At 42.4% G+C, this 16,014-nt stretch carries 12 protein-coding genes; 1 reads left to right on the top strand and 11 read right to left on the bottom strand.

Features of this window, described 5'->3' with window-relative positions:
* Window positions 1–2: 2 nt before the first annotated feature.
* The 3 genes from CO692_RS10235 to CO692_RS10225 are packed head-to-tail and all read right to left on the bottom strand — an operon-like array spanning window position 3 to window position 3,159.
* Entirely contained in the window at window positions 3–836 is an 834-nt protein-coding gene (locus tag CO692_RS10235) for a carbohydrate ABC transporter permease (RefSeq protein WP_096742185.1), read from the bottom strand.
* Between the two features lie 11 nt (window positions 837–847).
* A complete protein-coding gene (locus CO692_RS10230; protein WP_034872060.1) occupies window positions 848–1,762 on the bottom strand; it encodes a carbohydrate ABC transporter permease in 915 nt (304 codons plus the stop codon).
* A 56-nt stretch (window positions 1,763–1,818) separates the two neighbouring features.
* Window positions 1,819–3,159: an ABC transporter substrate-binding protein gene (locus CO692_RS10225; RefSeq protein WP_186366399.1), complete on the bottom strand. Its 1,341-nt coding sequence runs from the start codon at window positions 3,157–3,159 to the stop codon at window positions 1,819–1,821.
* Between the two features lie 375 nt (window positions 3,160–3,534).
* Here CO692_RS10225 and CO692_RS10220 point away from each other — a divergent pair, with 375 nt between their 5' ends.
* Window positions 3,535–4,425 (top strand): ArsR/SmtB family transcription factor, encoded by an 891-nt coding sequence (locus CO692_RS10220; RefSeq protein ID WP_086293906.1) that lies wholly within the window; start codon window positions 3,535–3,537, stop codon window positions 4,423–4,425.
* Between the two features lie 449 nt (window positions 4,426–4,874).
* Here the strand turns inward: CO692_RS10220 and CO692_RS10215 are convergent, their stop codons facing one another.
* From CO692_RS10215 to CO692_RS10180, 8 genes are all read right to left on the bottom strand, one after another.
* Entirely contained in the window at window positions 4,875–5,777 is a 903-nt protein-coding gene (locus CO692_RS10215) for an alpha/beta hydrolase (protein WP_192940707.1), read from the bottom strand.
* A gap of 279 nt (window positions 5,778–6,056) precedes the next feature.
* Window positions 6,057–7,880 carry an APC family permease gene (locus tag CO692_RS10210; RefSeq protein WP_096742182.1) on the bottom strand — a complete coding sequence of 608 codons (1,824 nt, stop codon included), beginning with the start codon at window positions 7,878–7,880 and terminating at the stop codon, window positions 6,057–6,059.
* A gap of 217 nt (window positions 7,881–8,097) precedes the next feature.
* Window positions 8,098–10,803, bottom strand: a complete 2,706-nt coding sequence (locus tag CO692_RS10205; RefSeq protein ID WP_096742181.1) for a YhgE/Pip domain-containing protein — start codon at window positions 10,801–10,803, stop codon at window positions 8,098–8,100.
* Between the two features lie 15 nt (window positions 10,804–10,818).
* The gene (locus tag CO692_RS10200; RefSeq protein ID WP_223347157.1) at window positions 10,819–11,043 is read right to left on the bottom strand and encodes a hypothetical protein; all 225 of its coding nucleotides are present in this window, start codon (window positions 11,041–11,043) and stop codon (window positions 10,819–10,821) included.
* 47 nt (window positions 11,044–11,090) lie between these two features.
* Window positions 11,091–11,765, bottom strand: coding sequence for an HAD family hydrolase (locus tag CO692_RS10195; protein ID WP_086293902.1), 675 nt, complete (start codon window positions 11,763–11,765; stop codon window positions 11,091–11,093).
* 46 nt (window positions 11,766–11,811) lie between these two features.
* Window positions 11,812–12,612, bottom strand: coding sequence for a pyrroline-5-carboxylate reductase (gene proC, locus CO692_RS10190; protein WP_086293901.1), 801 nt, complete (start codon window positions 12,610–12,612; stop codon window positions 11,812–11,814).
* Window positions 12,613–12,674: 62 nt separating this feature from the next.
* Window positions 12,675–13,376, bottom strand: a complete 702-nt coding sequence (locus tag CO692_RS10185) for a GntR family transcriptional regulator (RefSeq protein ID WP_005232219.1) — start codon at window positions 13,374–13,376, stop codon at window positions 12,675–12,677.
* 41 nt (window positions 13,377–13,417) lie between these two features.
* The gene (locus CO692_RS10180) at window positions 13,418–15,856 is read right to left on the bottom strand and encodes an FtsK/SpoIIIE family DNA translocase (RefSeq protein WP_086293900.1); all 2,439 of its coding nucleotides are present in this window, start codon (window positions 15,854–15,856) and stop codon (window positions 13,418–13,420) included.
* Window positions 15,857–16,014 lie beyond the last annotated feature (158 nt).

Raw genomic sequence — 16,014 nt, 5'->3', positions numbered from 1 at the left:
ACTCACCCTTTCATTCCAGAAAGTGCAACTGATTCAATAATTTGCTTTTGGAAAATAATAAATACGATCAAAACCGGAAGTAATGAAACAACAGAAGCTGCCATAATCAACGGATAATCCGTTTGAATAGCATAGGCGGCATTTAGGTTTGCGATCACTACTTGCAATGTTTGTTTTTCTGGACTATTCAAGTAGATCAATGGTGCTAAGTAGTCATTCCAAGCGCCCATAAACCATAAAATAAATTGAGCAGCAACTGCTGGACGAATCAACGGGAAAATCAATTGGATAAAGGTTTGTAAATAGCCCGCCCCATCAATTTTTGCCGCCTCAACGATCGAATCAGGAATATTAGATAAATATTGTCGCAAAAAGAAAATCATCGTGATATTCCCAAACATTCCCGGAATGATCAATGGTAATAACGTATCAACCCAGCCAATTTGGGAGAACATCATAAATTGCGGGATCATCACCGCTGGATAGGGAATCATCAAAGCGGCTAAAAGGATTAGAAATAGCGCATCTTTATGCGGCATCCGTAATTTGGCAAATGAGAAGGCGGCTAAACTGGATGTCAGAGTACCTACAACAGTCACAGAAAGTGAAACGATCACTGTATTTTTAATCCCTGAGAACAAAGTGTCCAGCTCAGTTAAACGTTTGTACGCATCAAATTGTACTGGGTCTGGAATCCATTGAGGTGGCAGCTGGAAGACGCCAGCTCGGTCTTTTAGCGATGTTGAGATCATCCAAAGTAACGGCCCCACCATAATAACTGCTCCAAGGGAGAGAATTAAAATAATGAGTACGTTACTTATTTTCAGTTTTTTCATTCTTTTCCCTCCTAATCTAATTTATAGCTTGAACGATTGTTCATATAGAATTGGAATGCTGTTATCACAAAAACCAATACTGCTAGAATCAACGCCATACTGCTTGCATAACCCATTTGCCAATTTCTGAAAGCTTTTTGCCAGATATACCAAACGACCGTAGCACTGCTATATTGTGGTCCGCCAGTTGGTGTCATAATGTTTATTTCCGTAAAGATTTGTGAGCCGCCGATAATATTCGTAACGACTAAAAAGAAAGTGACTGGTCTAACCATCGGCCAAGTGATATTGCGAAACTTTTGAAAAGAAGAAGCACCATCTAATTCTGCTGCTTCATAAAAGGTTTTTGGTACACTTTGAATCGCTGCCAAGTACAAGAGCATCGAATAGCCCAAGCCCTTCCAAACAGACATAATAATAATTGCCGGTTTGACTGTTGATGGGTTTTGCAACCAGTTAGGGCCGCTGATACCGAAGATATCCAAGACCTGATTGACTAAACCAAAATCACCATTGTAAGCCCATTGCCACAAAATCGAAATGGCTGCTAATGATGAGATAACTGGAATATAATAGATTGTTCGAAAAATCGTCGTTCCTTTAATTCCTCTGCTCAGTGCTGATGCCAGCATAAATGACAAAATCAAACCGATTGGAATCCCTAACATCAAAAAGACAGTATTAAACATCGTCTTATAGAAGTACTCATCTCTAAAAAGCTTCTGAAAGTTCTCAAGACCGATAAAATTCATTTGCCCTAGACCGTTCCAATCTGTAAAGGCAGCATAAACCGAATAGCCCAAAGGTATCAATGAAAACAAAATAAATCCTAAAACTGGAAGTAGAACGAACAAGAAAGCAACTTTGTGCTCTTTTGCATAAAGACTATTTTTATTTTTTGTTTTTTTTATTTCCACTTGTTCCATTACGCGTCCCTCCATAAAAATCTTTGGGGTCACATAGATATGTGACCCCAGTGAGTCTATCTTGCTGTTTCTTGTTGGCGAATCGCTGAGTCTAGTTTTTCTTGCATCTTAGGTTGAACTTCTTTTAAATAATCCGCTGCCGTTTGATCTCCGTCTAACACAGGTTGGATATTGATAAAGAATTCATCGTACCATTCTGCATTGTAGGTTGTTGCCACTGGCAATGCGCGACCATAATCTTGGACGATGTCAATAAATTCTTGTTTATTATTAGGTACACTGTCCGTATCAGAAGCCCATTCTTCAGCCATATCAATCAGGTTAGGAATTTGAATCTGTGCATCTACTAATTGTTGTTGTCCTTCTTCAGATGCACTTAAATACTCAACTAATTTCACTGCTTCTTCTGGATGTTTGGTTTTGCTGGCAACACCAATTCCTAAAGAACCAATATACGTTGCAGATTCGCCTGTAGAGCCTGCTGGCCAAGGCATCAAGTCATACTCAAAATCTAATCCTGCATACGTACTCATATCCCAAGGTCCTACAGGGAAGAAAGCAATCTCCCCATTCATCCATCTTTGATACGTATCCAATGTTTGTGCATCAGAAATTGAAGGGGTGAGTTCATGCACATTTTGCAGATCCGCAAACCATTGCAATGCTTCCGCAAATTCTGGTGTATCGACTGTAACGGTATCTTTGGCTTCGTTGATCCAATCTGCTCCGTTACTCCAAACAAAAGCTTGTAAACTCCAGTTTACGTTAAATCCTGTTGCCCATTGGTCAAGATTTCCATCTCCATCAGAATCCTTCGTCAACTGTTTAGATACTTCAATGAATTCATCCCATGTATAAGGCGTATCTGTATCTGGAAAATCAATACCAGCTTCTTTAAACATGTCTTTGTTATATCCTAAAGCAAATGGTCCAACATCTTTTGGTAATCCATACAAAGCACCGCTACCAACTTTTTCACCATCATACCGATAACTGTTTACCCCATATTCCCAAATGTTTGAAAGATCAAAATCTGAATTCTCAATTTCATCCGTAATATCTAGCAAAACACCATTATCAACGTAAGCCATTAGATTGCTTTGTTCTACATAGAAAACATCGGGCATATTACCGCCTGAGATTGCCGCTTGCAGCTTTGTTGCATATTGATCAGCATCTGTGGCAATAATCTTAACGCTTACATCATTTTCTTCCTCAAATTGTTTAATTGCTGTTTCATAGGCTTTCTTCTCGTCCTCGCCGCCTCGAAACATAAACGTAATTTCTTTACTTCCACTATCATCACCTGAACTATTATTACTGTTTCCGCAGGCCCCTAATACCAAACTACTTAAACCTAGAACTGCTCCCGAAAAAATAACCTTTTTGATGTTCATCTTTTCCATCCTCTCAAGTTTTATAGATATTTGCAGGTACGTTATCACATTTGTTCATTGACATCTCTTAAAAAAGACCTTACTAACTGCTCATAATAATTCCTAACACCTAAGATGTTTCCTATAAAGAAGCCTATAAACAATTCACAAAAACAAAACATAGAAATTGATGTTTGCAAACACTTTCAATTTACAAATAAATCATAACTTGATTTGTAATCGCTGTCAACAATATTTTGATTAATTTACTCAAGATAATATCTATATTAATTAATAAATATATTAATAAATAACGAAATAAACAACGCTATTTACACAAATTAGCAAATATGTTAACATTCAAGTAAATCAAACAGTTTATGCGGAGGTGACACGATGCAATTAGAAATCAATCAAGAAGCATTGCCTGTCTATGAGGCACTTGCCAGTAATGTGCGAATCAAAATCATTCAATTGCTGGCTAAAAACAAGATGAATGTCAAAGAGTTGGCACAAGAGTTAGGCTTAAGTAGTGCCATCGTTACGATGCACATCAAAAAATTAGAGGAAGCCAAAATCATCAAAACAGAGCGTGTGGGGCAAAAAAAGATTTCCAGTTTGAGAGTGGATCATATCGATATCAACTTTCCTGAGAAAATCTTTAATGCCTTTGATACGAAAGAAACGGCGATACCGATCGGTCATTATACAAATTATTCGGTAGAACCAACGTGCGGGCTTGCTACTTCAGCTGATTTTGTGGGAATGGTGGATGAACCGAAATTTTTCATGGATCCCCGACGAATGGATGCCCGCATCTTGTGGTTTACGAAAGGATTTGTCGAATACCAATCGCCAAACTTCTTAGCAAAAGAAGAAAAACTCGAAATGATGGAGATTTCAATGGAGGTTTCGTCTGAATTTCCTTTTTCCAATAACAACTGGCCGTCAGATATCACCTTCAGCTTAAATGGTGTGGAGCTTGGTACATGGACTAGCCCAGGGGATTTTGCAGATATTCGCGGCAAGTATACACCGGATTGGTATCCAGACAATCTCAATCAGTACGGGTTATTGAAGACGATCCGCATCATGGATCACGGAACCTACATGGAAGGTGTTCCTCTTTCCGACATTACGATCAAGGATATACCTGCCTACGAAGATACGTGGCATTTAAAAGTGGAAGTCAAAGAAGATGCCGAGCATGTCGGCGGTTGTACCCTCTTTGGCAAGGGGTTTGGGAATTACGATCAAGATATCAAACTAAAAATGTTTTATAGCTAAAACAACTAATAAGGAATTGTCTATTAGAACGAAGCTGCATATAAAGTCGCTTTTATTTCGTATCCCAAAAATTAGTCTAAAAACTGATTTCCAGTAAGGCCTGTCCTACTGAATAAATAATTCAAGAATTTAAACTATTTAAATTTATTTATTACAGGGTTTTAAATGAAACCGTAACGCATCTATGCAAAGTTGATTTATTCTTGAAAAATAAGTTTTCAAGTTAAACCTTCACCTCAGCAGCTTTATCCATGATCTAAAAATTTCAATCCAGTGGTTAGACAAAGTGCGTTTCTTGAAAGAGTTAGACTCTTTTCAGTATTCAAGTAAACAAAAAAAAGAGTTGATCAGCATGTCTCCTTTTGAAGACACCGATCAAACTCAATCACTCATATTCAAATCTAGCATTGCTTAGATTATTACCTTGTGACTAGTAAACTATCGCTCATCTATTGCGTATATTTTTTTAAGAAAGACACGATGTTTTTTAGTACAGCCTCACAGAAGAAAAGACTGCCGCCGTGATCCGCATTATCTATAGCATAAAATTCAGCTGTTACTTCATACGATTGACAGTGAGCAAATAATTCGACACTTTGTTCAAATGGCACCACTGTATCAAGATTGCCATGCATGATTAGTAAGGGGGCTAATTGTTTATTTTTCTTCAGGTAATAAGGTACAGATGCTTTTTCAGCTTCTTCTTTATGATCTTTTGGTATTTTCCCACCCAGTAATTGACTCTCGGGACTTTCAATATGAGTATGGTCTACGGAAGAAGGGTAATCAGCAATCGTCGTTAAATCTGAAACTCCATATAAATCGATACATCCTCTAATTGGTGGTAAGGGAGTTGTCGAAGAGTCTAACAAAGGTTGATTCCAAGTTGCCCAACACAATAAAGCAGTGTGTCCCCCGCTGGAATCACCTGATAAAAACAAGTTCGTTGTATCTATAGAGTATTCTTCAGCTTTTGTCATTAAAAAACGAATTGCTTGCTTACAATCTTCCACTTGCTTTGGGAAAATCCCCTCAGGAATCGGAGTATACTCGATAATAGCCACAATATAGCCATTTGTTACCACTTCTTTTAAATCTAGCAAATGATTATTTAGATTTTGCTTCATCCATGCAGATCCTTGGATATGAAAAACAAGGGGATATTTCTTCTTTTTGTTTTGCTGTTCGGGAAACATCATGCGGATACGTCTTTTTTTACCATCTTGGGTTTGATAATAGCTGTCTTGTGCTTCGATTTTGCCTCGAATATTTTTAGGATCTCCAGGGATTATTACCATTCCGTCGTTCTTTGCTCGAGACTTATTCACCATACTGTTATTCTTGGAACTCATTTCTTCCTCCATCATTTCGACTTTAACTAATATTGTTTCAAAAATAGCGCTTTCTCGCGCTCTTGTCAATCTCTTTTATTTTCTAAACTCACAAATTTTTCCTTAAACAGATTGAAAAAATTGTTACTAGAAAGCCTACATACAGTTTCTATAACTTTCATATTTATTTCCCGCAATGAAAGAGCGACTTTCGCCCCTCCTCAATCGCTTCTTAGCTCTGCAGCATCAAGGAAAACGAAAAAAGCTGGTTGATCCTACAAAGGATCAATCAGCTTTTCGTTATTTCTTCAAATGGTAACTGTACGTACTTACAATGATGTTCTCACGCCAAGAGAGTCTGAAACGCAAGCGCAGGCTTGTTTGGTTGTGCAAAATATTTTGCCAGCGACGTCTTGGGACAAACTGTGGGATGATGACGGTCGTTGTGTAATTGTGTTTGGCTGCATTGCGGCTGACTAGATCCACATAACGCAAGATGGGGTTTTCAATCGAACGATACGAAGAATGAACGACGGAGAAACGCACGTCTGGGAATTTTTGCTTAAATTCTTGTTCGATCTCTTTTTCTTTCTTCACATCTTCATCCAACGAGACGTGCATCGCCACGACATAATCACCAATCGATTGGGCATAGTTCAATGCGCCGATATTTACTCGGGTAACATTTCCGACGAGAACGATCACGGTATTTCCTTCATAGACATGCAGTGCTTCTTGTTTTTCCAATCGCAGCTGTTCTGCGACTTTTTTATAATGATCATGGATCTTGTAAAAGATATACAAGAGGATCGGCATGATAATGAAGAATGGCCAAATATCGCCTAAGCGATACACGAACAAGATGGCAATGATCGCAAAAGAAATCAAAGCCCCAATGATGTTGGCGACCGATTTAAAGAACCAGCCTTTGCCTTCTTTTTTCCATTTGACGACCATTCCGCTTTGGGATAGTGCAAAAGGAATGAATACCCCGATAGAATACAACGGAATCAAACGCTCGGTCGATCCTTGGAAGATAAACAATAGGACGATGGAACCAGCAGCTAAGGTGATGATCCCGTTTGAGTAGCCGAGACGATCCCCACGGTCTTGATACATGTGTGGCATATATTTGTCTTTGGCTAAGTTATACGCCAACACGGGGAAGGCTGAAAATCCGGTATTTGCGGCAACTGCTAAAATCAGCGCTGTGGCAAATTGCAAAACGTAGTACATAAACCCATGACCAAAAACAGCAGAGCCGATTTGAGATAGGACGGTCACTTCTGCTTCTGGTACGATACCGTACCAATAGTTGATAAAAGTGATACCGACGAAGAAGAACCCTAAGATCGCAGCCATGATCGTCAAGGTCGCAGCTGCATTTTTCGCCCGTGGTTTTTTGAAAAACGGCACAGCGTTACTGATCGCTTCGACCCCTGTCAAAGAAGAGGAACCTGATGAGAAAGCCCGTAAAATCAAGGCCACGGATACCCCAGGTACAACCGCTCCCGGTAGTGCGGTTGCATTTAACGGTTGCGCACCAGTTACGATGTTGTACAAGCCGACCACGATCAAGACTGTGATCACTGCGATAAAGGTGTAGACAGGAATCATTAAGAAGCTAGCTGATTCTCGCAGCCCTCGCAGATTCATCATCATGATCAAGAGTACGATCACGACAGAAATGGCCACTTGATGGCCGAACAACGCTGGCACAGCAGAAGTGATGGCTTCCGCCCCTGCTGAGACGGATACTGCTACTGTCAGCATATAATCGATCAATAGAGAGCCGCCGGCAATCAGGCCCGCATTTTTCCCTAAATTTTCACTACTTACTACATATGCCCCACCGCCGTGAGGGTAAGCATGAATGATCTGGCGGTAAGACAAGGTCAATGAAATCAAAAGAATAATAACAAAAGCAGCGATCGGCAATGAATACCAGATAGCAGCAGCGGAAAGTGCCACTAATACGACAACGATCTGCTCTGTCCCATAAGCAATCGAAGACAAAGCATCAGAAGATAGCAACGCAAGGGCCGCCGTCCGGCTCAGTTTTTGTTCATCATTCTCTGCGGATTTCAATGGACGTCCGACCAACAAACGTTTCAAATACTCCACTTTTTCTACACTCCTTTTCATGAAAAAATCCTTCGTTAAACTTGTAACGATATCCTCACAAATATTGAATTATCAAGACTGTATGCTACTCTTGTAACCGCGAAAAGTCAATGAAAATCAGATGAAAAAACGACCCTTTTTCCCTCTTTTGATTATTAGAAATTTCACGTGATGGCACAAAAGCAGAAAGAACAAATGCTCTTTCTGCTTTAAGATTTTAGTGGAAGAAATGACTTTCTTTGGAAATGTCACTTAGTTTCTTCGTAGAGTTGACTAGATAAGGATACGCGTACGTACCGACGATCCCAAAGACTAGGAACAAAATCGTTAAAATGATCAACTGCGGGATAGCATTTGGCCAATAGATCCCACCGGCTGATTCTCTTAACAGATTGACCGCATGGGTAAATGGCAGTAGCGGATTAATGAATTGGAAGAACTTCCCAGAGACTTGGATTGGGTAGTTTCCTCCCCCACCTGAAATGGAGAGAACCAAAATAATGATGGCGATCCCTTTCCCGAGGTTGCCGAACAGTCCCGCCAGTACGTAGACGATCATCATAAAGGCGAGTCCGACGAGTAATGCGAAGAAGACACTGTACACAGGGTTGTGGACATCGACGCCTAATAAAAACATATTTCCTAGGGTCACGATCAAACTTTGGGCGACTGCCATCGTCAAGAACGTCAGCATTCGTGCCACAAAGGTTTCACGTTGGGTAAAGCGTTTTTTGTCTTTCTTCTCTAAATGATACTCCGTTGTAGCGACACTTGACAACAATAATGCCCCTACCCACAAACACAATGCGGTATAAAATGGTGTGCTAGCTGAACCATTGTTGGCGATTGGGTAGATTTCATTGCTTTTTAATTCCACTGGTTGTTTGAAGAAGTCGGCTTCATCCGTGGCATCAAGTTTCAATAATTTGATGACTTCCCCGAGATCGACTTCATTTTCGCCTGCTCGGATCGCATCAGCGGCTTTGTGGATGCCTGCTTTGATACTTGGCCAATCGTTATTGATTAAATCAACGGCCGCATCCAAGGCTTTTTCAACTTCTGGCAGTTTTTCATCCACCATCGCCATCGTAGAACTGATTTCTGATTTGATGGTTGGCCAATCGTTTTGCAAGAAGTCTACGGCCAACCCTAATTTTTCTTCTACAACTGGCAATTCGTTGTTGTAAAGGTCGGCTCCTTTGTTGATGGCATTGACGATCTCATCCATGTGACCATTCAGCATCGTATTGGCATCGTGCAATTCTTGCTTGATGGCAGGCAATTCTTTTTGGTATTTTTCCAAAATCGTCACGGCATTGCTGACCACTGATTTGGTGGAAGACAGCAACGAGTCAAAATCGATCTCTTGGGCTTTTTTCAAGACATCTTCGGCGGTGGTGATGGTTTTGATTAGTTCAGTTAGAATGTTGTTGATGGTTGCAGTGATTGAATCAACATTGATGCTGTTCATAAGATCAGCAATGTTTTGAGCAGCTGCGGTAACTTGATCGAGATACGCTGTAATTTCATCAACAGACCCATTTTGAACAAGGTTATTCAATTGCGATAAGCGGTCAGATAAAACTCCTAGCGATGTTTTAGCATTGCTTAGTTGCGTAATGATACCTTCTAAATCGGCGTTACTACCGGAATTCTGAATATTGGTTAAAAAGGCAATCAAGGAATCCAAGGCTGCTTGTTGTTGCTGGATGTTCTTTTGAAAGTCAGTGATCGTTGCACTGATCGCTTGACGCTCTTCATCCGTTAGTTCATTGTCAGCGAGTGCTTGACGAATCGTACTTGTCAGCCCAGCAGTGGTGGTTGCCACTTGACTGATCGACTGAATCGTCACCTTCACACTGCTAGAAATACTTGGCAGGGCATCTTGCAACTGTTGCGCCCCATCTTTGGTCGCTGTGGCGAAGCTGGCGGCTTGGTCGCCTAGTTGTTCGATCTGTGGTAACGCTGCTTGAACTTGTTCGATGACTTGCAGTCCTTGTTTGGCGGTATCGATGCCGTCCGTCATGGTGCTGGCAATGTCATCAAAATCATCATCGATCATCTTCAATTGTTTGCCGGCATTTTGGATCTCTGGGATCTTTTCTTGCAAGGTCAAAATGATGCTGGCTTCTTTCTTCAATGTCGGCAGCTTATCGTTTAGGCCAATCAGCTTTTCCCCCATGGCATCCACTTGCGGGATATAATCGGTAAATTCTTCGGCTTTTGCGATCTTTTCTTTGATTTCTGGAAACTTATCGTGCAAGGTGACGATCTCTTTCGTATAACCGTCGATCGTAGCCAAATTGTCATCGGTATCTAAGATCATGGATTTGACTTTGTTGATGCTGACTAAGTTGGAATCAATGTCATAGCCGATTTCATTGAAGACTTTTATTAACGTGGAACTGGCAGTCTCAATAAAGTTTTGTGAGATTTCTTCTTGAAGACTGCTGGCTCCTTTTTCGGTGATTTTTGGTGCGATGGCATTGATTTTTTGGTTACTGTAATACTCGATCGTCGGTTTTTCAATTGTCCCGCTGGTAAAGCTGATCAGATCATCTGAAAAATCAGCTGGCAGATAAATACCGGCGTAATATTTTCCTGATTTGACCCCTTCTACCAAGTCCTCTTTTGAATCCACGAAACGCCAGCCTAACTGTTTGTTATCATGGAGGGTGTCGATGACTTCATCACCGATATCGATATGCTTGCCTTGAAATTCTGCCCCTTTATCCGCACTATACACGGCGATTGGCAATTCACTGGTGTTGCCATATGGATCCCAAAGTGCTTTGATATTGAACCACGCATAAAGCGAGGGCAAGATCATTAAGGCAATGATCAAAAATGCAGAGATTGGATTGCTGAAAATTCGTTTCCAGTCCAGTTTATATAAATAGAAAACATTCTTTAGTTTATTCATTTTTTTCTTCCCCCACTAGTTCTTCGTCGAAGGATAATTTACCATGTTTTTCCCCCGCCGCCAACGGCTACGATCGACCAAGAAAAGTCCTTTTGACAAATGGACGTTTTTGTCAAAATGAAACCCCTTTACTTTTTGTTTTTTTTCGCTTATTGTTAAACTTTCTTTAACTTTACCATGATGGCGAAAAACAAACCACTCATATCCTTTGAACTGTTTTTTTACCGGTCTTTTCTTCACAAAAAAAGCTTCCTTTTTCTGCAACGAAAAGGAAGCTTTTTTAGGTGTTATTTCAGTTGATCCTTTGCCAATAAATCATACACATATTTCAGTGAGGTGGCTTCGCCATATAACTGAAGTCCGGCCTTCTCTTCTGGGGAGTAGACTTGATCAAAACTTTGATCGGGAATCAACACGACATCGATCTCCGCACGTGTCGCAGCTGTTGCTCCCACAAGAGAATCTTCCATGACTAATGCTTTTTCTGCTGCGACTTGCGCTTTTTCTAAAGTCAGCAAGTAAGGTGCTGGATCAGGTTTATGGGCGGAGACATCATCGCCAAAGGTCTGATAGTCAAAGGCCTGCAACAAATCGAAATGCGCCAACAATTCAGAGGCTCTTTTTTTCATCGTCGAGGTGGCTAGTGCCGTTTGGAAGCCTTTCTCCCGAGCCAATGCGATGGTTTCTTTCGCATAGGGTTTGGTTTTGAAGGTGCCATCGGTTATTTGCTGGGCAATATAGACTTCCCGTTCTGCTCGTAATTCCTGCACCCGCTGCTGACCACCTACGAGGTCGGCTAGTTTACTAGCCGTCTGTTGCCAACTTTGACCACGCCAACCAAAAATATCAGCGGCTGTAATCGGAAGCTGATACTTTTTAAATAGAGCCAACCACCCATCAAAATAGACTCTTTCAGTATCGACTAACAATCCATCAAAATCAAAAATCAAAAGTTCTTTCATAAACGCTCCTTCGTTTTGCTAAGATTTTTTCCTCACTCACTGGGGATCAAGACATCTCCCGACTTTTATCAGCAGCTACTTGCACTGCTTTGATGACAGCCGCACGAAAGCCATTTTCCTCTAATGTTTTGACTGCTTGGATCGTTGTGCCTCCAGGCGAGCTGACACGATCCTTTAAAACACCTGGGTGTTCCTTCGTCTCTAGTACCATCTTCGCTGCGCCTAATACCGCTTGAGCAGCAAATTCATACGCCATCGGTCGCGGCATTCCTTCTGCCACTGCTCCATCTGCCAAAGCTTCAATGAACAAATACGTGTAGGCTGGTGAAGAACCACTGACACCAATGACTGCATCGATCATGCTTTCTGGTACTTGCTCGGCTTTCCCAAGGCTTTCAAAAAGCTGTTTGACTTCGTTGGCTTCGGCTTCCGTTACTTGGCCGTTGGGGCTGATAGAAGACATGCCTTCGCCAACAAGTGCGGGGGTATTTGGCATGACCCGCACGATTTTGTGCGCACCGATGATTTCTTCCATTTGCGCGATCGTCACACCCGCGGCAATGGATACTAGTAAATGTTCCTCAGTCAATCCTGCTTTTAAATCAGCAAGCAAGCGGGGAAAGACAAAAGGTTTGACTGCTAAGACGAGGATCTCCCCTTTTTCGGTGACATCTGCTAGATTAGTTGTCCCAGTGATCCCAGTTTCTTTTTCTAATTGTGCCAAAGTCGGCTCGTAGCGATGGTTATAAACCAAGATCTCTGCTGGTTCATACAGCTTTGCTGCAATCAAGCCGTTGATGATGGCTTTTGCCATGTTACCGGCTCCTAAAAAGGCGATTTTTCTCATGTATTTTCACGCTCCACTTCTGATTTTGGTACCACTTTTTGCTAAAAAAGCCTAATCAATGACTAGGCTTCAAACTCGATCATATACGGATGCAAGGCGGTGTTATAGATCCCTTCTGTATATTCTACCACTTCTCCTTGTAGATCATACGAATAACGGGTTCGTTTCAAGGCAGCGACTTCCGGTGTGATCATAAACTTCTGCTGCTCTTCGGTCAATGTCGTCGCCACAAACGCATCTTGAAAGCGATCGATGATCATTCGATGTTCATCCAATAGGCGATACAATGATTTTTCTTCAAAGACCTCAATGGAGGTTCCCTTTAGTTGCTTTGGCAAATGGTACTCATAGTAAATAAAGGGTTGGTGGTCAAAATAGTACATGCGACGTAAACGCATGACTTCTTTGCCCATCAAAGAATACGCAGGGTGTTCCGGCGCAAGTTCGACTAATTCATAGCTGAGGTTTTTCTTTGTGTATTCCTTGCCGGTCTTTTCAAGCAATTGGCTAAACGTCGTGCCTTTTGACAGCTTGTTGTAGGGGCGATTGCTTAAAACCGTCGTCCCACGTCCGCTGCGTTTTTCCACATACTCATCTGCCGCTAACAATTCGATGGCTTTGCGGACAGTGATCTTGCTGACATTGAAGGTAGCTTCCAATTCTGTTTCCGTCGGTAAAAATGAACCAATCGGGTAGCGACCCGACATGATGTCTTCTTTGAGCTTATCGGCAACATCACGGTAAAGAATGTGTTTGCGTTTCATTGCTATCTCGCCTTTCTCTCATTGGATTGGTCTTGTTCTCCTTATTCATCAAAGGTAGGAATGTCTTCTGGTTGCGGCTCGATCAAGACTTTCCGCGGCTTGCTGCCTTCAGAAGGTCCTACGACGCCTTGATCTTCTAATTCATCCACTAACCGAGCTGCTCGGTTATAGCCGATACGAAAACGTCGCTGCAAGAGAGAAACGCTGGCGGTCTGCATTTCCACCACAAGAGCTTTGGCATCTTCGAATAGCTCATCTTGCGGTTGTCCGCTGCTGCCAGCACTCGTTTCTTCCTCAGTGACCATCATTTTTTCTTCATAATTGGCTTCTTGCTGATCTGTCACGAATTCAACCACTCGTTCGACTTCTTGGTCGGAAATAAAGGCCCCTTGGACCCGAATCGGTTTGTTCTCACCCATCGGCAAATACAGCATGTCGCCGCGTCCCAGCAGTTTTTCGGCTCCGTTCCCATCAATGATGGTCCGCGAATCGACACCGCTGGAAACAGCAAACGCCATCCGTGATGGAACATTGGCTTTGATGATCCCTGTAATGACATCCACACTTGGTCGTTGCGTTGCCAGGATCATATGGATACCCGCTGCCCGTGCCATTTGCGCCAAACGAATGATGGCATCTTCGACTTCGTTGCTGGCAACCATCATCAAGTCAGCTAACTCATCGACGATCACCACAATGAATGGCAAGATTGGACGATTTTCGCCATCTTCTAAATTCTTATTGATCACTAAATCGTTGTAGCCAGTAATATTTCGGACCCCAGTTGCCGCAAATTTTTCGTAGCGTTCTTCCATTTCCTTGACCACTTTTTGCAACGCTTGCGCCGCTTTGCGGGGATTGGTCACAACGGGTGTCAAGAGATGGGGAATCCCATTGTAAACATTTAATTCAACCATTTTCGGGTCGATCATCATCAATTTGACTTCATGGGGTTTTGCCCGCATCAAAATACTGGTGATGATGCCGTTGATGGCTACGGACTTCCCGCTCCCAGTCGATCCGGCAATCAAGAGATGGGGCATTTTCGTTAAGTCTGCCGTTTGGACACGACCAGAAATGTCGCGTCCTAAAGGGACTTCTAATAGTTTATCTGGATGATCTGGTTGGGCTTCGATCACTTCTCGGAATGAAACCATGCTGACTGCGCTGTTTGGAACTTCGATCCCAATCAATGATTTCCCTGGGATTGGCGCTTCCATCCGGACATCTTTGGCGGCCAAGGCTAAGGCGATATCATCGGTCAACCCGACGATTTTGCTGACTTTGACCCCTACTGCTGGTTGAACTTCGAATTTGGTTACTGCTGGTCCTAAGCTGGCTTTGACGACTTTTGCGTCAACACCGAAGCTTTGGAAGGTAGTTTCTAACACACCGATATTTTGTTCGATCTTTTTGTACTCGCTGCTTTGATCCGTTGAAGGGATCGAATCGAGTAATTGCGCTGAAGGCAATTCATAATCACGATTTTCAGCTTCTTCCGAAATCTCAAATTCCAATACTTCACCATCGTCATCGAGGATCTCCCCGTCTTCATTGACCTTTTTGCTTGGTCCCGGTTTGTTTCCCGCTGGATGTGGTGCTTGAGCGGCCTCTGGTCCCGCCGCTTGCGGCAATTCCTGGAAGTGATCGATGGGTACAAAGCTTAGCTGCTCTGGTTCAAAATCAGCTGGCGCTTGCATCTGCTGTTCTTTTGCTGATTTTTCGTCTTCTGTCATTGGTCGGACTTGATTTTTTTCTTTGATCTCCGCCATGACTGCTGCTCGCTCGGCTTCTTTTTTGGCTTCTTTCGCCGCTTGTTTCTCTGCTGCTCGTTCCGCTTTGCGGGCTTCTCGTTCGGCTTGCTTTTCTGGAGAGCCTTCTAACAACCGCTGCAGCTTGTCACCAGCTACTTGCAGGTGCTCCACTAACTCGTGGCTGCTCATTTGGCTGAACAAGAACGCCCCGATCAGCATGAGTAAAACAGCGATGATGTAGCTGCCGATCTGGGAAACAAGAAAATAGGTCGCCCCATAAAGCATGGCGCCAATCATTCCGCCCCCGACATTTTGGGTCACTTGGCTGCGCCGGATATCGCCTAACAGCGTCATCCATGTCGTTTGGAAGATATTGGCTTGTTCTCCCACCACATTACTAAAGATTTGCGCATGGAGGATGATCAGTAAACCAAAATACACCAATACACAGCCAATCACTCGCCGAATACTCTTAAATCGAGCATCGGTCGTTTTGATCGCTAACCAGACACCATAAGCGGCTAGGGCAACACTCAAAAATTGGTACGTGTTTCCGCCAACGATCCGAAACCCGTTGGCAATCAAGGTTCCTAAAAAACCTAAATGGAAAAAGCCAAATATCGAAAACAAGACAAAGAGCAGGCCGACGCCGACCAGCATTAATTTCTCTTGCTGTTTTTGTTGTTTTTTTGTTTTGCGTTTCTTTGCGCGTTTTTTTTGCGCCATTTCTATCCCTCTTTTCATCTTTCCCTATTATAACGAAAAAAGAAGGCGAACAAAAGTTTTCCTGTGAGAAATTTTGGTTAGGTGCTAGAATTTACGCGAAAATTTCTTAAATGATGAAAAAAACACCAGCTGCTAAGCAGCCAGTGCCTCTTGTTGAC

This window comes from Enterococcus sp. FDAARGOS_375 (assembly GCF_002393265.1).
GTDB classification, from domain to species: Bacteria; Bacillota; Bacilli; order Lactobacillales; family Enterococcaceae; genus Enterococcus_D; species Enterococcus_D innesii.
The sequence above is the reverse complement of the archived record's forward strand: the minus strand, read 5'-3'. Positions and strand labels throughout refer to the sequence as shown.

Bases quoted from the DNA above. Each gene is read 5' to 3' on its own strand.
- CO692_RS10235 (WP_096742185.1), bottom strand. From the start codon at position 836: ATGAAAAAACTGAAAATAAGTAACGTACTCATTATTTTAATTCTCTCC.
- CO692_RS10230 (WP_034872060.1), bottom strand. From the start codon at position 1,762: ATGGAACAAGTGGAAATAAAAAAAACAAAAAATAAAAATAGTCTTTAT.
- CO692_RS10225 (WP_186366399.1), bottom strand. From the start codon at position 3,159: ATGAACATCAAAAAGGTTATTTTTTCGGGAGCAGTTCTAGGTTTAAGT.
- CO692_RS10220 (WP_086293906.1), top strand. From the start codon at position 3,535: ATGCAATTAGAAATCAATCAAGAAGCATTGCCTGTCTATGAGGCACTT.
- CO692_RS10215 (WP_192940707.1), bottom strand. From the start codon at position 5,777: ATGAGTTCCAAGAATAACAGTATGGTGAATAAGTCTCGAGCAAAGAAC.
- CO692_RS10205 (WP_096742181.1), bottom strand. From the start codon at position 10,803: ATGAATAAACTAAAGAATGTTTTCTATTTATATAAACTGGACTGGAAA.
- CO692_RS10195 (WP_086293902.1), bottom strand. From the start codon at position 11,765: ATGAAAGAACTTTTGATTTTTGATTTTGATGGATTGTTAGTCGATACT.
- proC (WP_086293901.1), bottom strand. From the start codon at position 12,612: ATGAGAAAAATCGCCTTTTTAGGAGCCGGTAACATGGCAAAAGCCATC.
- CO692_RS10185 (WP_005232219.1), bottom strand. From the start codon at position 13,376: ATGAAACGCAAACACATTCTTTACCGTGATGTTGCCGATAAGCTCAAA.
- CO692_RS10180 (WP_086293900.1), bottom strand. From the start codon at position 15,856: ATGGCGCAAAAAAAACGCGCAAAGAAACGCAAAACAAAAAAACAACAA.